Here is a 20,014-nt window from a genome sequence, read left to right as displayed (position 1 = left end):
ATTGCGACCGCTGGCCAGAGATTTTAGAATATATGTCCGATCAAGAAGTGGGAGAAATTTTTGTCTGCTCTTGGCGGTCAATACCAGACCACATGGAATTTTATTGGAGTCTAAAAACAGCCGGTATTCATCTGCGGATTTTGCCATTTAGTTTGACCATTCCCAGTCAAATTCCCAAAATAGAAATGATTGGTGGGATGCCAACAATTCATTTAAGTCCGCCTGCTATTGTGGGTATTGATTATTGTGTGAAGCGTAGTTTTGATTTAGTAGTTTCCAGTTTTTTTCTGTTGTTAACTGCTCCTTTTTTATTGTCGATCGCTACTTTAATTAAACTTGATTCCCCAGGGCCAATAATTGATAAGGAGATTCGAGTTGGCCTGAGAGGGAAACACTTTCAAATATGGAAATTCCGAACTATGGTGGTAAATGCAAATCAGTTGCTTCAAGAGCTAGAAGGAAAAAATGACACTAGGGATGATGTACCCTGGGACACGATGGAAGACTTGCAAATTACCAAGGCAGGTAAGTTTCTTGAGCTATACAACCTCGATAAATTACCTCAGTTAATTAATGTAGTTAAAGGCGATATGAGTCTGGTAGGGCCGCGCCCTCTTAAACCCAAAGACATCGAAAATTTCCAGCCACATCATTTTATACAACAAAATGTATTGCCAGGAATTACAGGTTTGTGGCAAGTATCAGGTCGTTCTCATATTCTTAACTTTGAGAATGCCTTCCGCCTAGATATGACATATATCAATAATTGGTCTTTAGCTCTGGATTGTCAAATTTTGCTGAAGACGGTCAAAGTACTTTTTACTCAAGAATAGAGCTTAATTGCTTTAATGAACTCAATGCAAATTTTACCGAAAAATTGTGGTGTAAAGCCTCCTCTTGTAAGGGGATAAAAAGAAAAATTTTCCTTTGAGTCAATCATCTTCTTTTAAAGAAGAGGTGATAAATAATTAATAATTAATAATTAATAATTAATAATTAATAATTCAGCAACTCAGGTTGTACTTTTGCCTATAAATTATTAGTAGGATTTAGTGGTTTTGGTATATTTTCATCTCCTTCTAATTGTTGACGACCATTGCGAATGACCTTGAGCATATCAGTTAACTGCTGTTCAATACTATCTAGAACACGATCTGCATAGTCATCTGCACCATTTTGAATTTCATCACACTCTGCGATCGCTCTAGCTTTCATTTCCTCTAACTCCTGTTGAGTTTGATAGCGAATTTGTTCAATTTCAGCAATAGTAGCTTGTTGAATAGCTTCACAATCAAGCTGAACTTGATTTCTGAGCTGGTCTGCTTCTACTTTTGCCTGCTGAACAAGACCCATTTCATTTAAAATTTGGGAAGCTCGTTGTTCAGCATTTTCAATAATCTCTTCCGCATAAAGTTCAGCTTCTTGAAGAATTTCATCTTTATGGCGAACAATCATTTCTGCTTCCTGAAAAGCAACTGGTAAATTCAGACGTACTATATCTAACTGGTCTAGTAACTGTTCTTCATCAATCAGAGTACGCCCTACAAAGGGAATTCTGGGACTATCGAGAATAATCTCCTCCAGACGATTTAGTTCTCGTTGAATATCAACTCCAGGGGAGCTACTGGCGGGTTCGCCTTCGATATTTTGTCCACTTACTTCTGGTTCAATATTGGCTTTGGCTGAGTTTTGTCCTAACATTATCTAACTTATTTAATAACTGTTCTTTATCTATAAAAGTGTTTCCCATAAAGTAAATTTTAGAACTATCAAGAATAATCTCCTCCAATCAATTTAATTCTTGCTGGATATCGACTCCAAGGAAAGGACTGTTCAACAATTAATTATTAATTATTAATTATTAATTATTACCTCTCAAAAGAAAACGGAATTGATTGACTAATAATGAAAATTAATTCATTGTTTCTCCTTTAAAGGAGAGGCTTTAAACCTTAATTATTCGGTAAGTTGATTTTCGATATTTTGTCCATTTACTTTTGGTTCAATCGGGATTTTATCTTTAGTATAGGAAACAATCTAGTGTCCTTCCAAATTCAGATGCACTATTTCTAGTGGTTCGAGTAGTTGTTTTTCATCAACCAATATAAAGAGAATTCTAGGGCGATCGAGAATAATTTCCTCCAGTCGATTTAATTGTCCCTGGATATCAACTTGTCCACTTACTTCTGATTTAATATTGGTTGAATTTTGTCGTAACATTTATAAATATCAATAGCAATGTGCTGAGGAACAAGATGATCTACAGAGCCACCAAAAATAGCGATTTCTTTAACTACACTACTACTTAAAAAGCTATATTCGTTAGAGGTAGCCAAAAAAACTGTCTCTATTTCAGATGATAAGGTTTTATTTGTATGGGCCATTTGAAGTTCTTTTTCAAAATCTGAAAGAACTCGTAGACCTCGAATCAGGACTTTAGCCTGTCGCATTTTTGCATAGTTTACCGCTAAACCATCGAAACTGGCTACCTCCACATTAGATAGATGTTGTGTGGAATAGCAAATTTGACTTAAACGTTTCTCAATGGCAAATAAAGGAGTCTTACTGGGATTTTGCAGTACGGCCACAATAACCTTTTCAAACAGCTTACATCCCCGTTCAATAATATCTATGTGACCGAGGGTAATAGGGTCAAAACTGCCTGGATAGATTGCAATCACAATATATATATTAAAAAATTATTAATATATTTTAGCAAAATCATTATACCGACAAAAATCAGAGAATGCCCGAAATAAAATATACAAAAAATCACAAAAAGAAGCAGCATTAGATTATTCAAGAATTAAGAATTTAGAATTTAGAATTACCTCTTCTTATAAATAAGAGGATTGGATCAAAGGATTTTTTTTCTTCTCTTGGTCTTATGGATATGGCGCAGGTTTGCTCGCCATCCCACCCTACGGGAAGCTACGCTTTTTCCGTTTGTCATGCTCCGCAAACATGTTGCGTAGCAAAACGACCGCTGTCTTGGTCTTATGGATATGGCGAGGGGACCTCGCCATCCCTCGACCGCTTTTTTCTCCATGAATGGAGAGGTTTTATACCTGAATTTTTCGGTAAAAATATCCCTAAATAATTATAAAGATAGTCACACTAAAAAGATGAAAATTTACTACAAAATTTCCGACTGGTTAGAAACTCACTGGGTAACACCAAGTTATGCAGGTGGGTTACTCGGAATGTTATCAATATTCTTCTTTGGTGCCGCCACTAATACTATGGCAGGATGGCTATATGTAATTAGTGGGATGAGTTTTGCATTATTAGGAATGGGTGCTTTTTTGCCTGGGCGATCGCTACGTCAAATACAAGTACGTCGCCATCGAATTCAACCTGTAACGGTGAACGACTATTTAACTATTGCTCTCACAATTGAAAATTCTACTAATCAACCAATAGCATTAGTACAACTCAAAGATGAAATTCCTTTTGTGCTAGGAAAATCACCTCAAGAAGCAATAGAAGTCATTGCTGGCAAAGAAGTTTACCATTGGACTTACCATTTACCTACCAAAAGAAGAGGAATATATCGTTGGGATGATCTTCAACTGAGAAGTGCAGCACCTCTTGGTCTATTTTGGTGTCGCCGTAGTCGGAATGCTAAAGCTACTGCTATTGTGTATCCTACTGTTTTACCCCTGAGTAATTGTCCGATAATAGATGAACTTGGTCAAGAAAATAGTCGTCAACTCAATGAGGATAGTCGTTATCTGATGGCTTCGGAAGGCTTAACTCGGACATTACGACCATATCGGTTTGGCGACCCTAGTCGTTTGATCCATTGGCGGAGTAGCGCTCGTTATGGAGAGTTGCGAGTTCGAGAATTAGAGGTTTCTAAGGGGGGAGAAGAAGTTATTATTTGTCTTGATAGTGCTGCTCACTGGCAAACGGATAATTTTGAAGCGGCGGTAACAGCAGCAGCTTCTTTGTATTTTTATGCTAACCGCTCTCTGAAAAATGTCCAGCTTTGGACTGCTGCTACTGGGTTGGTGCATGGAAATAGGGTGGTGTTGCAAACTTTGGCTGGAGTTAACTTCGGGGAGGAGGTTGTGTTAGGAAACCCACCAAATAAGTCTTTGCTCTGGTTGACTCAAGACTCAGTTAGTTTATCTTCTCTCCCTTCTGGAAGTAGGTGGTTGTTATGGTTAGATGAGTCTATTTCTCGAGGAACAGAAGCAGGAAAGGTTTCGCATTCTTCTGGTTTAGAAATTAATTCTACTCAACCATTAGAGTTTCAACTTCAGTCTCAAGTTTGAAGGAAGAAGGAAGAAGGAAGAAGGAAGAAGGAAGAAGGGAAAATTGCTTGTGGATAGTCTTCGACTCAGCCATTAAAGTTTCAACTTTAGTCTCAAGTTTGAAGGAAGAAGGAAGAAGGAAGAAGGAAGAAGGAAGAAGGGAAAATTGCTTGTGGATAGTCTTCGACTCAGCCATTAAAGTTTCAACTTTAGTCTCAACTTTGAAGGAAGAAGAAAGAAGGGAAAATTGCATGAGGATGTCTTCTAGACGCCACTTAATGTCTTATAAACCCAAGCAATTTTAAGCACCCCCGTTGACGGTGGGGTATTAAACCCATGAGAGAAAAGATAAAATTGGTATAACACCCAATACCTAACACCTAAAACCTAGGACCTAACACCTATGTTTGTATTGACAAATTTAACTTTTTATTGTATATGTGTAAAAAATTTGAAATATTTAGAATTTTTTACCATATTTTCTCCCTAAAATGGCTTTTTGCTGTAAAATTTAAAGAATTATCTAATATTAACAGCATAACAAGCGTATATTATGAACCCAACTACAGAAAGCAAACTATCCAGTGAAAAATCGTTGAAGGCGATGAAAAGTTTCTCTGAAAAGTATGCTAAGAATACAAATACTTATTTTTGTGTAGATCCTTCCGTTACGGCGGTGGTAATTGAAGGGTTGGCTAAACATAAGGATGAATTGGGCGCTCCTTTATGTCCATGTCGTCATTATGAAGATAAAGAAGCAGAAGTAAAAGCTACATATTGGAATTGTCCTTGTGTTCCGATGCGAGAGCGTAAAGAATGTCATTGTATGTTGTTTTTAACTCCAGATAATGATTTTGCTGGGGAAGAGCAAACAATTACTCAAGAAGTTTTAGAAGCTACTAGAGCAACTATGTAGGCTGAAAATTAGAAGGAATATCAGGCACGGGAGCAAGATGCTCCCACTATTCTCGTAACAAACATTGCCGGACAATTTTTTCCAGTTCAGTCCCTCTTCCTTCTTCCTTCCTCAACTTAGTTATAGCGTTTTCAAATGAGATGTCAAACAAGAGTTGGTTATTTACTAACGGTAAAAAGTCCGGCAAACCTTCTTACCGAAGAATTAATAATTCAATAATTCAATAATTCAATAATTTAGGTTTAAAGCTTCCCTTTCAAGAGGAAAAAATAAATATTTTCCTTTTATTCAATCCAATCCGTTTTAGGGAGAGGTAATTATCAATTATCCATTATCAATTATCAATTATTGAACTGTTGCCTGTTGCCTAAAAGCGAGCGGTTTTTTTACGCAACTCAAATGAAATTACTATAAAAATAATGACTTCTGAACAAGAACAAATTCCCCAAGAGTTTTGGCAGGGAATAGCTGAGTTTAATCAACAAGAGTTCTATAAATGCCATGATACTCTGGAGGCTTTATGGATGGAAGCTGGAGAACCAGAACGTACTTTTTATCAAGGGGTTTTACAAATAGCAGTTGGACTTTATCATGCGGGTAATGAAAATTGGCGTGGTGCTGTTATGTTGTTGGGGGAAGGTATTAGGAAATTGAATTATTATTTACCTAGTTATTTTGAGATTGATGTCGATAATTTACTGACAGAAAGTACTGAATTATTGAAAAATTTACAAGAATCTGGTCCGGAAAATATTGGTGATTTTGTGCGCTCTTCTGATAATACAAAATACCCGAAAATTTTTAAACTATAGCAGGGAATAGGGAATAGGGAATAGGGAATAGAGAAAAGTCAGTCCAGTAGTTAGTCCAGTAGTGGTGTGACACACCTAAAATGTTGCAATAGTAGGGGCGGGTTCCGCGTTAAGTTAATGGTTTTACCCAGGACCTGGTGAACCCGCCCCCGCACCAATAATCTAATGCATAAAATTAGCTGTGTCGGTCCAGTAGTAGACTGACACACCTTAAATGGTGCATTAGATGGGGAGATGGGGGGATGGGGGGATGGGGAGATTGGGAGATAAAGACACCTAGAAACAAAAATCTATTGCACAGTTTTAGCTGTGTCGGTCCAGTAGGGTGTGTTAGCGGTAGCGTAACGCACCCTAACAATAGCGTTCATTGGTAAGTCCTATTTAACTGAAGTAGGCGATCGCTCTTATTTATTACCGAATAATTTTCGCCAATTTCATCGATAATTCTTCCTACTTGATTTCCCGGAATACTATTATTATCAGAATCTAAGGTACAACGCCAACAAATATTAATAATAATTTTGGGTTGACAAATAGTTAAGGCAAAAGTTGTGGTTAAACCAAGAATGATTGCTCGAGTTGTAGTTAATGCTATTTCTACTCCTTTTTTTGGGTTTATTGGCATAGTAATTTTGGTGCGAGAGTTGTTAAAATTTGTCATTTTTGTGTTTTTTGACTAAGATATTTTCGTTAAAATTGAGTTGTGCTGAAGCCGAGATTTTTACCTAATAAACTGTGATATTTTGCTAAAAATTAATAGAAAAATTTATTTGTTTTCATCAATAAAAATCGCTTCACTTGATATTTATAATGTAGCTTTTTCCTGTTATTCAATGGTTAGAAAATGTTCTGAGATAAAGTGATTTTTTGTAATATGGCAATTGAAAGAAAGGTGAGGATAAATCAAAAGCTTATATAGCATTTCTTAGTAAGTGTAAGTGGAGATCCCCCCTAACCCCCCTTGATAAGGGGGGAACTGGAAGTCCCCCTTTTAAGGGGGATTTAGGGGGATCTTTGTTGTAGCTCATGGCTTATATAGCATTTCTTAGTAAGGGTAAGTGGAGATCCCCCCTAACCCCCCTTGATAAGGGGGGAACCGGAAGTCCCCCTTTTTAAGGGGGATTTAGGGGGATCTTTGTTGTAGCTCATGGCTTATATAGCATTTCTTAGTAAGGGTAAGTGGAGATCCCCCCTAACCCCCCTTGATAAGGGGGGAACCGGAAGTCCCCCTTTTTAAGGGGGATTTAGGGGGATCGTTGGTGTACTTCACGCCTTGTGAAAACCGCTATAAAACTCAGACAACCTAAATTTTTTACTTCTTCCTTCAATTCTTTTAAAAAGTTAGAAAAAGTTAGGAGTTTGCGAGAAAGGCGACATTTGATTTTTTACAGAATCTATAATGAACAATAGTTGAAAAATTAAGACACTATTTTCAAAATATTATGAATCCAGAACCAGCTTTTGATTTTGTCAATAATCAATATCTTAATCAGAAAGGAAAAAGTTTAAGCGATTTACAAAAGAATATTTTTTGCCTAGCTTGGGAGAATGAAAAATATGGAGAAATTGCGATAAAAACTAATTTTGCTGAGGGATATATTAGACAGGAAGCAGCTAATTTATGGAAAATATTGGGAGATTTATTCTGGCAAAAAATTACCTGCAAAAATTTTCGTGGAGTTGTAGAAACAGAACTCCAAAAACAGAGCGATCGCGACAAATTTCCCCTACCTCAACAGATGAAGGAATGGTTTAAAATTCTGGGTTATCAATTTGCAGAAAACTATAACGTTGTAGATAAAATTCACGGTAAAAGATTTTTTGAATGGATAATTAAAGTTAAGACGCGTCGGGGGTATGACCGCATTCTGGTCAGAGGTGTGGAAGGGGAGGCGGCAACTTGCGACCTCAATGCTTTGCGTCGGTCTGTGGCAAAGGAAAAAACTGATGAGGGTTGGTTGGTGGCAGTGCGTCGTATTAGTAAAGCTGCTCGCCATGGGGTTGAAAAGGAGGAAAATCAAAATCTGTTCTGCTACACTTTTGACGAACTTTTAGACCAGGAAGCTGACTTTGAACGTTATTTTCAATGGCTGGAAAAACAAGTGAAACAGCGGGGTATCGATCAAAAATATGTACCTCTTGCTTGTCGGAAGGAGGAAGTTGACCCCGATACGAAACAAAAAATAGGGGTGAGTGACTACGAGGAAGCGGACGGTTGGATAGATGGTTACATTGATAAATGGCTCGATGACCCGGTGAAAAAGCATCTCTCGGTTTTGGGGGAGTTTGGTACTGGCAAGACTTGGTTTGTTTTTCACTATGCTTGGCAGCAGTTACAAAAATATTTGAATGCTAAAAAACGAGGTGTGGAACGCCCGCGTTTGCCGATAATTATTTTGCTGCGGGACTATGCTAAAGCAGTTAATATGGAGTCTCTATTTTCCGAGTTCTTTTTCCGACAACATGAAATTCCTCTACCCGGTTATTCTGCTTTTGAATTACTCAACCGTATGGGTAAGTTGTTGGTAATTTTTGATGGTTTTGACGAGATGGCAGCGAGGGTTGACCGACAAAAGATGATTAATAATTTTTGGGAGTTAGCTCAAACGGTGGTACCGGGGGCGAAGGTTATTCTCACTTGTCGCACCGAACATTTTCCCGAAGCACAGGAAGGTCGCGCTCTGTTAAATGCTGAGTTACAAGCTTCTGTTGCTAACCTGACTGGGGAACCGCCACAATTTGAAGTTTTGGAATTGAAAAAATTTAACGATGAGCAAATTCGTCAGGTACTTTCTTTCAATACCGAACCTTCTACGGTAGAAAAAGTGATGAATAATTCCCAACTTTTAGACTTAGCGCGACGCCCGGTGATGAGTGAGTTAATTTTGGCAGCGTTGCCTGAAATAGAGAAAGGGAAAGCGATCGACTTGGCGCGGATATATTTGTATGCGGTTACACATAAAATGCAAGGGGATATTAAGGAAGAGCGGACTTTTACTTCTCTTGCAGATAAGCTTTATTTTCTCTGCGAACTTTCTTGGGAAATGTTATCTAATGACCGGATGAGTCTGAATTATCGGGAATTTCCTGACCGCATTCGGCGTTTGTTTGAGTCAAGGGTGCAGGAACAAAGAGATTTGGATCATTGGCATTATGATATGATGGGTCAGACAATATTGATTAGAAATGAGGATGGCGACTATTCTCCTGCTCATCGTTCTATGTTGGAATTTTTTGTTGCTTATAAGTTTGCTGCGGAGTTGGGAGTATTGGTTGATGATTTTGTGGAGGTGGCGCGGATGCAGTCTCATGTTAATTTGGAGGCAATGGGTGAAAATTGTACTTGGTCTGAATATTTCCGTCGGGAGGTGGATGCTAAGGGAGGGGTTATTTCTATTCCTCCTCTGAACAATTTTTCTCGGGAATGTCTGGAAAATTTACGTTCGACTTTGGGAAAAATGCGGTTGACAAAGGCGGTTTTGGATTTGTTATTGCCGATGTTGCGTCTAGGGGAAGGGAAGGAGGAAAAGCAGAATGTTTGTGGTAGGTTGCGGGAAGTTGTGGAGGGAACGAGGGGAAAAACTGCGGCAGAGGTTGGTTATGTTGGTGGGAATGCGGCGACTTTGTTGGTGATGACTGATAAGTTTGGTTTGGAGGGTTGTCATCTCAGTCAGTCTATTATTTTGGGTGCTGACTTTACTGGTGCTAGTTTGCAGGGTGTTAATTTGGCTGAGGCAAATATGGCTGATTGTATTTTTAGGGAATCTATGAATACAGTCAGGTCTTTTGCTTTTACTCCCGATAGTAAGTTATTGGCAGCAGGTGATGAGTCTGGAAAAATTCATTTGTGGCAAGTTGCTGATGGTAAAAAACTTTTGACTTGGGAAGGTCACACCCATATAGTCAGAACTATAAAATTTGCTGCTGACGGTCAAACTCTTGTTAGTGCTAGTTCTTACAAAACAGTAAAATTTTGGAATTTGACAAGTAGTAAATGTTTGAAAAACTTATCTATAGCTCCTAATTTTTTCAAAGCTATTGCTTTGAGTCCGAATATTGAAACCTTAGCTACTACTAGCATAGGCGCTACACCACAATTATGGGATCTTAGTAATGGCAAATGTCTGGTAACTTTACAAGGAAACCCAAATTGGTTCAGTAGAATTACTTTTAGTCCCAGTGGAGAAATTTTGGCAACTGCTGGTACAGACACAAATATCAGGCTATGGAGTGTTGCTAACGGTGAATGTTTAGCTACTTTGTCAGGACATAAAGATGCACTCCGCTCTCTTGCTTTTAAACCTGATGGTAAAATCTTGGCAAGTGGTAGTGTTGACTTTACTATCAAACTTTGGGATATTGCAGATCTTGATCATATCCCTAACCCAGTTACTATACGCGCACATGATAATGAAGTCAGAGGGCTGGCTTTTTCCCCAGATGGAAAAATACTTGCTAGTGGAAGTGGAGATTTAACTGCAAAATTGTGGGATGTGAGCGATCAACATCATACACAACTCCTGAAAACTTTGCTAGGACATACTTCTTGGGTAAAAGAGGTAGCTTTTAGTCCAGATGGCAAGACTTTAGTCAGTAGTGGTAGTGATAAAAAGGTGAGAATATGGAATCTTGAGAATATTCATGATGTCAAACCCCAAGTAACTTTAGCAGGTTGGGATAATTGGATTCGCTCCATCGCTTTTAGTCCCGATGGCAAAACTTTAGCTAGTGGGAGTGACGATTATAATGTGAGACTTTGGAATGTAGAAACAGGAGAGGTAAAGGCAGCTTTGCGGGAACATCAGGAGCGTGTCCAGTCAGTCGCTTTTAGTTCTGATGGTCAAACTCTAGCTAGTGGAAGTTTTGATCGGACAGTTAAGTTATGGAATGTTAATACCAATAAATGTTTAGCAACTTTGCAAGGACATATAGACCAAGTGTATTCTGTTGCTTTTAGTCCTGATAATAGTTTATTAGTTAGTGCAGGAGATGATCGCTATGTCAGATTATGGGATGTCAAGACCAAGCAGTACCTGAAAACTTTCCCTAAGCACCATACTAGAAAAACTTTTGCAGTTGCTTTCAGTCCTGATGGTAAGAAAATAGCTACTGCGGGAATCAAATATAGTGTTCAACTGTGGGATGTTGCTACGAATGAAAAATGTGCCAGCTTCCAAGGTCATAAAGGCGATATACACTCAGTTGCATTCAGCCCTGATGGCAAGCTTTTAGCAGCTAGAGGGTATGACCAAACCGTGCGCCTGTGGGATGTCAGCACCCAGGAATGTATCGCTATTTTTGAAGGGCAACAAATCTGGAGTTATCAAATCGCCTTCAGTCCAGACAGTCAACTATTAGCAAGTGGAGGAAACAACAACACCGTCCGCTTGTGGAACGTCAACACTCACGAACCCTATGCTACCTTTAGCGGACATCAGAGTTGGGTATTAGCAGTAGCATTCCACCCAGACGGTGAAATTGTTGCCAGTAGTAGCGCCGACGAAACAATAAAACTGTGGAACATCAAAACAGGAAAGTACATCAAAACCCTGAGAGTACCTAGACCTTATGAAAACGCCAACATTAGGGGAGTCAAAGGATTAAGCGACATTCAAAAAGCAAGCCTCACAGCATTAGGAGCGGTAGAGCAATAGCGCTGTGCGTAGCCCCCTAAATCCCCCAAGATTGGGGGACTTTGAGAAGAAAATTGACTCTTGTTCCCCCCAAATTTGGCTTGCTCGGGGGGCAAAATATCTGAGAAGTCATTTGCTACATTCAAGCCCCCTAAATCCCCCAAAATTGGGGGACTTTGAGAAGAAAATTGACTCTTGTTCCCCCCAAAATTGGCTTGCTCGGGGGGCAAAATATCTGAGAAGTCATTTGCTACAGTCAAGCCCCCTAAATCCCCCAAAATTGGGGGACTTTGAGAAGAAAATTGACTCTTGTTCCCCCCAAAATTGGCTTGCTCGGGGGGCAAATTTGCAAAGTATTGACATACTCCCGACGTTGCGCATAGCGCGACAACGCGGGATTCTTCAGTCATAAAAAAAATGACCGCTGTTTTGACAGAGGTGATGTCCTCCCCCTGTTTTGCTCTTGATAATAACATACATACCTCCTAGCTTGTCAAGGGTATAGGAAGGTTTTATTTGTGGAGATATCCGACTCAAGGCCCTGGCTTTCCCATACGACGCTCCCCTAATAGCTGCCGCCACCATCCTCCGCCAACGGGAGAGCGCGGGACTTCCCGCCTGGGAAGTTAATTTTTGATGTTCGACCTCATACACATACAAACTTATTGTGTTGTTGTCGAAAAGCGATCGCCTATGCTAAATTACGGAAATACAAAGCATTTCAAGCATCAATTAATGAAAACAGACAAACAATACAATGCTAACATCAGATTCTCAAACCCAAAAGCGTCTTCCCACCATGGAAGAATTACCATATCAAGACGGTAAACCAGTGGATAGCGAAATACAAGATGCAATTGCTCAGTTATTAAAATCAATTCTGAACTACATTTGGGCAAACCGTAACGATTGGTTTTTTGGTATCGATATGGGGTGGTATTATTCTCCAGACGAAAAAGCTATTGCACCAGATGGTTTTTTATGTCTGGGAGTGGAGCGCGTTAAACATGAAAACTTGCGCTTAAGTTATGTTACCTGGGAAGAAAATGGGGTAATTCCTTCCTTTGCATTAGAAGTAGTATCGAAAACTCCAGGAGGTGAATATAAGGAGAAAAAAAGAAAATATGCTCAATACGGAGTGTTGTACTATGTAATTTACGCTCCCCTACGGGTACGCAAACCTAAATTGACTCTATACCGTCTCAATGGAGAAGGGAAATATGAACTGCAAGAAGATAACCCAATGTGGATGCCAGAAATAGGTCTGGGTATTGGTACAGAAGTAGGAACATTTCAAGGAATTACCAGAGAATGGTTGTATTGGTATGACGAACAAGGAAACCGATATTTGACTTCCGAAGAAGCACGACAGGAAGCAGAATTTGAGCTACAGCAAGAGCGACAAGGGCGACTGGAGGCGGAAATTCAGCGACAGCAGGCCGAGCTAGAGCGGCAGCAAGCGGAACAAAGAGCTGAAAAATTGGCGGCGCGTTTGCGAGAGTTGGGTATCGATCCAGACCAGTTGAATTAAAGGTATAATATAGACCATCGCTCTACCTGCAGCAGTTGTTGTTAAAGAGCGATCGCTCCTTAGTATCTTATCTAAATATCCTTTTCATCAATTTCAATTATTTTTTGGACTGAAATTTCTACTGAAGGAAACGCCATGAGAAAAATAATTCCATCTTGATAGTTTTGTTCAATTTGATATTCATTATTCATCAGATTACGAAATACTTTTAAATTTTTTTAGCAACATCAATTACCCAATATTCTTCTATTCCTGAATTTGCATATAATGTCTTTTTAGTTCCTAAATCTTTTTGTAATGTACTATCAGCAATCTCAATAATGCAATAAATATCTTTACCATCAGGATGACGGTCTAAATATAATGTATCGGGAGAACGAACAATGGTAATATCGGGTTCTGGTTCAGAGTTAACTAAAGTAACAGGATGTGCTTCCATTACTTCTGCAAGATTTCCTAAAATAGAACGTAAGTATTTAACTGCTCTATGATTGATAAAACGATGAATTGGTCCCTCTGGACTCATATTAATAATTTCTCCATTAATTAATTCTACTTGACGATTTTTTATTATTCCTGCATCTATCATACGATGATAATCTTCTACTGTCCATTTAGTAAGATTTGTCATTTCAGTTATCAGTTATCAGTTATCAGTTATCAGTTATCAGTCTGCCTTAAGTCAGAGGCTTGAAATATGGAGCTTTATTTTTTTTCCCTTGAAAGGGGAGGCTTGAGACCTTATTTTTTGGTCATAATTTGATATTGTTTTTTTCAGAGATTTATTTTTATTTTAGCTTGTTTTGTAAGGAAGAGGGAAGAAGGCTTAAATGAAATTACGGAGAAGTCTGGATGGAGTTGCAAAGAAAAATAGGGAGGGCGAATACCATTCGCCCCTACAGATATGCCTAATTTGACTTTAACTGAATCAGGCGATCGCTCTCTTGTATTCCTACTCCATAAGCTGTATAAGGTCTGACTTCTGGAGGCTGCATTCCTAAAACAATTGATTTAGCAGGAATTCCAGCAGCAACTAATTCTTCTGCTATTAAACAGTCAGTATTATTGGCTTGAATCCAAATTTTACCTGCGATAATATCAAGATGAATTATACAGTAATGAATCCGTTTTTCTTGAGACCAACCTAAAGAAATTAACATATATCTATCATTTTCTGAGTCAAAAATTGTTTTATTTTCTATCCCACTTTCAGTAGTTGGTATCTGAGCATATTCTGTCAATAATTGTTTAATAATTTGACGATAGTTTTCTATGGTATCCATCTGACAATATCCTCTGTTTGTGAATTAAAAATAATCTAAGCATTCAGCCGTCAGCCATCAGCTATCAGCTATTGCTTTTAGTTTAGGATAAAAGCTTTATTAATTGTCTTACTACAAAAGTTGCCTCCGTTACCCTTAAAGTCAGTTGTTAATTTAAACACTGTCCTTAACAACAGAGTTTTCTTGCTGATAGCTGACAGCTAATAGCTGTTTGCGCAGCATTCCGCAGGAAATGCTTACAAAATAATTAGTTTTAATCGGTGATTATCCAATAATATTTGACCAAATTTTTCTCCTTCAAAAATATCTGTAAAAGCAGTTAATGGAAGAGCCAGATATAACTCTCTTTCTGGTTCGGTAATATCATGTTTCCATAAGCGTGTTGTAATAATGTTTTGCTGGGTTAAGCGAGAGCAAAACCCAACCTACAAAACTACGGTTTTCACCACATACAGGGTTTAGATCAACCTCGCTATAATATTTAACTATGATTTATTATAGGAGGAAATATTTAATGAGCAATACAAATAATAATTCCGAACTACAAGAAAAATTAGAGTTATTAAAGCAAGGAAATAGTAAGGATAAAATTTATAATGCTGGTAAAGCATTGCTTAGTGCAATTCCAGGAATAAGTTTAGTTTTAGTAGCTTTTTATGAGACTTATATTAAGGAACCTTCTAGTCAAAGACTACATGATTTTTTAGATGAATTAGTAGAATATTTATTGATTTTACAGCAAAAAATTGAAGCAGTAAATTTTGATAATCCAACATTTCAGACAACTTTCAAAAAAGCTATCCGTATTGCTGAATGTGAGCATCAGCAAGAAAAATTAGAGGTATTGAGAAATGCAGTTTTAAATTCGGCTATTCCTAACTCTCTTAAAGATGATATTCAAGTAATTTTTCTTAAATGGATTGATGAATTTACTGTGTCTCATATTAGATTGCTCAGAATTCTGCATTATATAGATAATTATAATTACGAAGAATTTTTGGCTAATTTGCAAGATTTAGAGAAAAATCGCGATTTTTATAATCAAATATTACTAGAATTAAGCGGTAAGGGATTGATAAAATTGAGAGAAGTATATGAAACTTTTGAAGAAGAACCTCCAACTGCTTCTTTTATTGATGATGCAGAAGAAATATTAAAAGAAGCAACTGATGAAATAGAGTCAATAATATCAGACTCAAATCCTTTTATACCTCGTCGTAAGTATGAAAAAAATTTTAGGACTGTAAAACATACCAAAAATATTGACAAAATTATCTCAGATTTAAAATATAACTCCCAAGAAAGTATCACAACAGATTTAGGAAAACAATTTATTCAGTTTATAGAAAATCCAATTGTTTAATAACAGAATGATAAATACCTCTGACTAGCAAATTTCTTTGCTTTCTTTATTTTCAAAATCAAAAAGTTGGGCTAGCTAATAACTAAACCCAACCAAATAAGCCTAATTTGACTTTAACTGAAGTAAGTGATCGCGTAATATTTCTGCTTGTTTTTCTGCCTCGGCTAAATTATTCCTTGTTTCCTCTACAAATTTAGCATCAGCTTTCTTTACAAAGTCTGGTTTACTCAATCGTTTAGAAGTAGATTCTATCTCTTTTTCTAACTTTCCTAATTTCTTCTCCAACCGAGCAGATAAAGCTTCAATATCTACTACTCCTGATAATGGAATTAAAACTTGTACGGTACTAAAAACACCAGCAATAGTTTGACCAACTTCCGCATCAACACTAGGAGTAATATTCAATTTTTCTACCTTAGCTAAATCCTGAATATAAACCTCACCTTTACTCAAAATTTAGGGATTGATAAAATTGAGAGAGGTATATCAAACTGTTGAAAAAGAACCTCCAACAGTTGGTATTTCAGCATATTCTGTTAATAGTTTTTTAATTATTTGACGATAGTTTTCTATGGTATCTATCTTACAAGATCCTCTGTTTGTGAATTAAAAATAATTAGTTTTAATCGGCGGTCATCCAATAATGTTTTACCAATCTTTTCTACTTCAAAAAAGTCTATAAAAGCAGTTAATGAAAGAGCAATATATAATTCTATTTATGGTTAAATAATACCATTTTTGGATAAGTATGTTATAATAACGCTTTATTGAATTAAGCAACAGCGAAACTCAAACTACAAAGCCAATAGGGAAATATTTTAGGAGTATTGTATGAATAAAGAATCGGTTAACTTAGAATTTTTAAAAAAGAAATGGAAAAGGTTTTAGAAGTTGAACCTAAACTAACAGACAATGGATTATATTTTATACCGACAGGTTATAAAATAACAATGAAACCAGAATAAATGCTTTCTGATGAAATACTTAAACAATTTTTACTTTGTCGAGAATGGCTAAGTAAAGTAGATAAAACTGAAACTTTTAATACTAACCAAGGAAGCTATAGCTATAAACATATGGTAGAAGGATGTTTTCGTAGATATGTTTGTAATGGTGCATTTATAGCAGCAGCTATTTCTTTAGGTATTCCTATTCAACGTTGTCGTCTGAATAATCCAAATGTCTATCTAAAAATTTCTCAAGAGTCTGTTAATGAGATGGTTAAATATACTAAGTACGATCAAAAGGTTATAGATTAAATCAATTGCTACTTCATCAAATGTGTAAGGTCTAACTTCTGATGGCTGCATTCCCAAAACAATAATCAAAATTCCTGAATTACTGCCAAATAGAAAAAGTTGTTGCTAGACAATAAATTAACGGTTGGGTTAGCTAATAACTAAACCCAACCAAATATACCTAATTTGACTTTAACTGAAGTAAGCGATCGCGCAATATTTCTGCCTGTTTTTCTGCCTCGGCTAAATTATTCTTAGTTTCCTCTACAAATTTAGCATCAGCTTTCTTAACAAACTCTGGTTTACTCAACCTTTTAGAAGTAGATAAAATCTCTTTTTCTAACTTTCCTAATTTCTTCTCCAACCGAGCAGATAAAGCTTCAATATCTACTACTCCAGATAATGGAATTAAAATCTGCACAGTACCAAAAACACCAGCAATAGTTTGACCAACTTCCGCATCAATACTAGGAGTAATATTCAACTTTTCGACCTTAGCTAAATCCTGAATATAAACCTCACCTTTACTCAAAATTTTCCGTTCTTTCTCATTCTCACTCTGCAAAATTGCCGTAATTTTTACCTTCGGTTTAATATCAACCTCAGACCGTAAATTTCGGATAGTCCGAATCACCCCAATTAATAACTCAAACTCCGCTTCTAAATCAGAATTAATTAAAGATTTATCCAGCTTCGGATAAGACTGCAAAGCCAAACAATCTTCCTCACCAACTTGATTCAAAGTATGCCAAATTTCCTCAGTAATATGAGGCATAAAAGGATGTAATAATCTTAAAATTCCATCCAAAACATAACCCAATGTTTGTTGTGCCACTAACTTAGAAATCTCATCCTCACCTTGAAGCCGAGATTTAACTAATTCCAGATACCAATCACAAAAATCTCCCCAAATAAATTCATAAAGTCCCTTCGCAGCTTCCCCCAAACCATAATTATCTAAATAATCACAAGTTTGCTGTACAACCTGATAGAAACGAGACAAAATCCAACGGTCAACTAACTCTAATTTATCCGCCTCTGGTTCACCTAATTCTTGAGGAGATTTACCCTCTAATTTCATCATCACAAATCGAGCAGCATTCCAAATTTTATTAGTAAAATTTCGAGACGCTTCAACCGATGCAGACTCATCAGTTTCCCGATTATAATCCATCCTCACACTTTGCCCTGCTCCAGCAGTTTCTCGCATCAAAGTATAACGTAAAGCATCAGTTCCATACTTTTCTACTAACAATAAAGGGTCAATACCATTACCAGCAGATTTAGATTGTTTTTTCCCATTTTCATCTAACATTAAACCGTGAATATAAACCGTTTCAAACGGCATTTTGCCAGTAAAATGAGTTCCCATCATTGCCATTCTAGCTACCCAGAAAAAGATGATATCAAAACCAGTAGAAAGAGTGCTAGTAGGATAATATTTTGCTAAGTCGGGAGTGTTTTCAGGCCAGCCCAATGTTGAAAACGGCCATAAACCAGATGAAAACCAGGTATCAAGCACATCTGGGTCTCGTTCAATTTTGACATCAGCACCAAATTTTGCTTTTGCTTGCTCCAACGCTTCCGTTTCCGAACGAGCAACAATAAAAGGAGTGTTATCGGCAATTTCCCCATTAGTTTCACTCACAGCATACCACGCAGGAATTTGATGACCCCACCAAAGTTGCCGAGAAATACACCAGTCCTGAATTTTCACCAACCAGTCGCGATAAACCTTCGTCCAACGTTCGGGAACAAATTTTGGTTGGTTGTGTTTATCCAGTAATTCCAGCGCTTTATCAGACAAGGGTTTAATTTTGACAAACCACTGAGTTGAGAGTAGGGGTTCGACGGGTACTTTGCCGCGATCGCTATAGGGAACACTATGACTATAGTCCTCCACCTTGACCAAAACACCCTCTGACTCTAACCGTTTAACAACATTTTTCCGTGCCTCAAAACGGTCTTGACCAACAAACGGTCCCGCGTTTTCATTCAAACTGCCATCCTTATTCATAATATTAATGAATGGTAGGTCGTGACGTTTACCCATTTCAAAATCATTGGGGTCGTGAGCGGGAGTAACTTTAACACAACCAGTACCAAATTCAGGGTCAACCAACTCATCCGCAATAATAGGTATTTCCCGTTCCATTATTGGTAGCGTCAGAGTTTTGCCAATGAGATTTTTGTAGCGGTCATCATTGGGGTTAACAGCGACACCAGTATCTCCCAACATTGTTTCCGGACGAGTAGTAGCGACTTCCACATAACCACTGCCATCAGTAAGGGGGTAACGAAAATGCCAGAGGTTGCCATTAACTTCCTTATTTTCAACTTCCAAGTCAGAAACAGCAGACTGACTCGCAGGACACCAGTTGACCAGATAGTTACCGCGATAAATGAGACCTTCTTCGTAGAGACGCATGAATGCTTCGATAACAGCTTTTGATAAACCTTCATCCAGGGTAAAACGTTCGCGAGTCCAGTCTGTGGAAACTCCCAAACGACGTAGTTGGTTAACAATAGTACCGCCAGACTCAGCTTTCCATTCCCAAGCGCGTTCCAAAAATTTTTCTCGCCCAATATCATAGCGGGTTTTGCCTTCTTCTTTCAGTTTCCGTTCCAGAATAGTTTGCACGGCAATACTCGCGTGGTCGGTACCGGGGAGGTAGAGAGCGTTGTCGCCGCGCATCCGATGGTAACGAATGAGAGCGTCAATGAGGGAGTTGTTAAAAGCATGACCTGAATGGAGGCGACCTGTAACATTTGGTGGGGGGATGACTATGCAGTAGGGGTCCCCTGGATGGTTGGGGTCAGCTTTGAAAGTGTTATTTTCTTCCCAATATTTCTGCCATTTTGCCTCAGTTGAGAATGCATCGTATTTGCTTGGTAGTTCTGGTATGGTTTTGGTCATAGATAATATGAATTATTTGGACTGTTTAATTGTCCTTAATATTGTGCCATAATTTATAGGTC

Annotated in this window: 17 protein-coding genes; 9 read left to right on the top strand and 8 right to left on the bottom strand. The window is 37.8% G+C overall.

All coding sequences use genetic code 11. The features are described 5' to 3' along the window. Window positions 1-32 precede the first annotated feature (32 nt). Complete coding sequence (locus SAGCYANO_RS28405; RefSeq protein WP_202223143.1) at window positions 33-833, top strand: sugar transferase; 801 nt, start codon at window positions 33-35, stop codon at window positions 831-833. 196 nt (window positions 834-1,029) lie between these two features. Here SAGCYANO_RS28405 and SAGCYANO_RS28400 read toward each other — a convergent pair whose 3' ends face one another. The 3 genes from SAGCYANO_RS28400 to coaD form a co-directional block, all read right to left on the bottom strand. Then, the gene (locus SAGCYANO_RS28400; protein WP_202223142.1) at window positions 1,030-1,701 is read right to left on the bottom strand and encodes a DivIVA domain-containing protein; all 672 of its coding nucleotides are present in this window, start codon (window positions 1,699-1,701) and stop codon (window positions 1,030-1,032) included. Window positions 1,702-2,037: 336 nt separating this feature from the next. Continuing rightward, the gene (locus SAGCYANO_RS28395) at window positions 2,038-2,220 is read right to left on the bottom strand and encodes a hypothetical protein (RefSeq protein WP_202223141.1); all 183 of its coding nucleotides are present in this window, start codon (window positions 2,218-2,220) and stop codon (window positions 2,038-2,040) included. After that, on the bottom strand, window positions 2,181-2,681 hold the full coding sequence (coaD, locus tag SAGCYANO_RS28390) for a pantetheine-phosphate adenylyltransferase (protein WP_202223140.1): 501 nt from the start codon (window positions 2,679-2,681) through the stop codon (window positions 2,181-2,183). Before coaD ends, SAGCYANO_RS28395 begins: the two co-directional genes overlap by 40 nt. Window positions 2,682-3,125: 444 nt before the next feature. Between coaD and SAGCYANO_RS28385 the strand changes: the two genes are divergently transcribed. From SAGCYANO_RS28385 to SAGCYANO_RS28370, 4 genes are all read left to right on the top strand, one after another. After that, the gene (locus tag SAGCYANO_RS28385) at window positions 3,126-4,280 is read left to right on the top strand and encodes a DUF58 domain-containing protein (protein WP_202223139.1); all 1,155 of its coding nucleotides are present in this window, start codon (window positions 3,126-3,128) and stop codon (window positions 4,278-4,280) included. Then, a complete protein-coding gene (locus SAGCYANO_RS28380) occupies window positions 4,277-4,564 on the top strand; it encodes a hypothetical protein (protein ID WP_202223138.1) in 288 nt (95 codons plus the stop codon). The genes SAGCYANO_RS28385 and SAGCYANO_RS28380 overlap by 4 nt, the downstream gene beginning before the upstream one ends. 248 nt (window positions 4,565-4,812) lie before the next feature. Continuing rightward, window positions 4,813-5,175 carry a ferredoxin-thioredoxin reductase catalytic domain-containing protein gene (locus SAGCYANO_RS28375; RefSeq protein WP_202223137.1) on the top strand — a complete coding sequence of 121 codons (363 nt, stop codon included), beginning with the start codon at window positions 4,813-4,815 and terminating at the stop codon, window positions 5,173-5,175. 419 nt (window positions 5,176-5,594) lie between these two features. Next, window positions 5,595-5,987 (top strand): DUF309 domain-containing protein, encoded by a 393-nt coding sequence (locus SAGCYANO_RS28370; protein WP_202223136.1) that lies wholly within the window; start codon window positions 5,595-5,597, stop codon window positions 5,985-5,987. A 364-nt stretch (window positions 5,988-6,351) separates the two neighbouring features. On the opposite strand, the gene SAGCYANO_RS28365 is transcribed toward SAGCYANO_RS28370, so the two are convergent. Then, window positions 6,352-6,648, bottom strand: a complete 297-nt coding sequence (locus tag SAGCYANO_RS28365) for a hypothetical protein (RefSeq protein ID WP_202223135.1) — start codon at window positions 6,646-6,648, stop codon at window positions 6,352-6,354. A 781-nt stretch (window positions 6,649-7,429) separates the two neighbouring features. Here SAGCYANO_RS28365 and SAGCYANO_RS28360 point away from each other — a divergent pair. Together SAGCYANO_RS28360 and SAGCYANO_RS28355 are read left to right on the top strand one after the other, a co-directional pair. After that, window positions 7,430-11,641 carry an NACHT domain-containing protein gene (locus tag SAGCYANO_RS28360; protein ID WP_202223134.1) on the top strand — a complete coding sequence of 1,404 codons (4,212 nt, stop codon included), beginning with the start codon at window positions 7,430-7,432 and terminating at the stop codon, window positions 11,639-11,641. Between the two features lie 736 nt (window positions 11,642-12,377). After that, window positions 12,378-13,151, top strand: coding sequence for a Uma2 family endonuclease (locus SAGCYANO_RS28355; RefSeq protein ID WP_202223133.1), 774 nt, complete (start codon window positions 12,378-12,380; stop codon window positions 13,149-13,151). 208 nt (window positions 13,152-13,359) lie between these two features. Here the strand turns inward: SAGCYANO_RS28355 and SAGCYANO_RS28350 are convergent, their stop codons facing one another. Then, window positions 13,360-13,782, bottom strand: coding sequence for a Uma2 family endonuclease (locus SAGCYANO_RS28350; protein ID WP_202223132.1), 423 nt, complete (start codon window positions 13,780-13,782; stop codon window positions 13,360-13,362). 277 nt (window positions 13,783-14,059) lie between these two features. After that, complete coding sequence (locus tag SAGCYANO_RS28345; protein ID WP_202223131.1) at window positions 14,060-14,434, bottom strand: XisI protein; 375 nt, start codon at window positions 14,432-14,434, stop codon at window positions 14,060-14,062. Window positions 14,435-14,948: 514 nt separating this feature from the next. Here SAGCYANO_RS28345 and SAGCYANO_RS28340 point away from each other — a divergent pair. Continuing rightward, the gene (locus SAGCYANO_RS28340) at window positions 14,949-15,797 is read left to right on the top strand and encodes a hypothetical protein (RefSeq protein ID WP_202223130.1); all 849 of its coding nucleotides are present in this window, start codon (window positions 14,949-14,951) and stop codon (window positions 15,795-15,797) included. Window positions 15,798-15,899: 102 nt separating this feature from the next. On the opposite strand, the gene SAGCYANO_RS28335 is transcribed toward SAGCYANO_RS28340, so the two are convergent. Beyond that, window positions 15,900-16,250 (bottom strand): hypothetical protein, encoded by a 351-nt coding sequence (locus SAGCYANO_RS28335; RefSeq protein ID WP_237396788.1) that lies wholly within the window; start codon window positions 16,248-16,250, stop codon window positions 15,900-15,902. A 512-nt stretch (window positions 16,251-16,762) separates the two neighbouring features. Between SAGCYANO_RS28335 and SAGCYANO_RS28330 the strand changes: the two genes are divergently transcribed. Beyond that, entirely contained in the window at window positions 16,763-17,056 is a 294-nt protein-coding gene (locus tag SAGCYANO_RS28330) for a hypothetical protein (protein WP_202223129.1), read from the top strand. 160 nt (window positions 17,057-17,216) lie between these two features. Here the strand turns inward: SAGCYANO_RS28330 and SAGCYANO_RS28325 are convergent, their stop codons facing one another. Next, entirely contained in the window at window positions 17,217-19,952 is a 2,736-nt protein-coding gene (locus SAGCYANO_RS28325) for a valine--tRNA ligase (protein ID WP_202223128.1), read from the bottom strand. Window positions 19,953-20,014: the final 62 nt, after the last annotated feature.

It is taken from the genome of Okeania sp. KiyG1, assembly GCF_014132355.1.
Taxonomy (GTDB): Bacteria; Cyanobacteriota; Cyanobacteriia; order Cyanobacteriales; family Microcoleaceae; genus Okeania.
The sequence above is the reverse complement of the archived record's forward strand: the minus strand, read 5'-3'. Positions and strand labels throughout refer to the sequence as shown.

Bases quoted from the DNA above. Each gene is read 5' to 3' on its own strand.
- SAGCYANO_RS28325 (WP_202223128.1), bottom strand. From the start codon at position 19,952: ATGACCAAAACCATACCAGAACTACCAAGCAAATACGATGCATTCTCA.
- SAGCYANO_RS28370 (WP_202223136.1), top strand. From the start codon at position 5,595: ATGACTTCTGAACAAGAACAAATTCCCCAAGAGTTTTGGCAGGGAATA.
- SAGCYANO_RS28395 (WP_202223141.1), bottom strand. From the start codon at position 2,220: ATGTTACGACAAAATTCAACCAATATTAAATCAGAAGTAAGTGGACAA.
- SAGCYANO_RS28350 (WP_202223132.1), bottom strand. From the start codon at position 13,782: ATGACAAATCTTACTAAATGGACAGTAGAAGATTATCATCGTATGATA.
- SAGCYANO_RS28385 (WP_202223139.1), top strand. From the start codon at position 3,126: ATGAAAATTTACTACAAAATTTCCGACTGGTTAGAAACTCACTGGGTA.
- SAGCYANO_RS28375 (WP_202223137.1), top strand. From the start codon at position 4,813: ATGAACCCAACTACAGAAAGCAAACTATCCAGTGAAAAATCGTTGAAG.
- SAGCYANO_RS28400 (WP_202223142.1), bottom strand. From the start codon at position 1,701: ATGTTAGGACAAAACTCAGCCAAAGCCAATATTGAACCAGAAGTAAGT.
- SAGCYANO_RS28345 (WP_202223131.1), bottom strand. From the start codon at position 14,434: ATGGATACCATAGAAAACTATCGTCAAATTATTAAACAATTATTGACA.
- SAGCYANO_RS28340 (WP_202223130.1), top strand. From the start codon at position 14,949: ATGAGCAATACAAATAATAATTCCGAACTACAAGAAAAATTAGAGTTA.
- SAGCYANO_RS28360 (WP_202223134.1), top strand. From the start codon at position 7,430: ATGAATCCAGAACCAGCTTTTGATTTTGTCAATAATCAATATCTTAAT.
- SAGCYANO_RS28330 (WP_202223129.1), top strand. From the start codon at position 16,763: ATGCTTTCTGATGAAATACTTAAACAATTTTTACTTTGTCGAGAATGG.
- SAGCYANO_RS28405 (WP_202223143.1), top strand. From the start codon at position 33: ATGTCCGATCAAGAAGTGGGAGAAATTTTTGTCTGCTCTTGGCGGTCA.
- SAGCYANO_RS28365 (WP_202223135.1), bottom strand. From the start codon at position 6,648: ATGACAAATTTTAACAACTCTCGCACCAAAATTACTATGCCAATAAAC.
- SAGCYANO_RS28355 (WP_202223133.1), top strand. From the start codon at position 12,378: ATGCTAACATCAGATTCTCAAACCCAAAAGCGTCTTCCCACCATGGAA.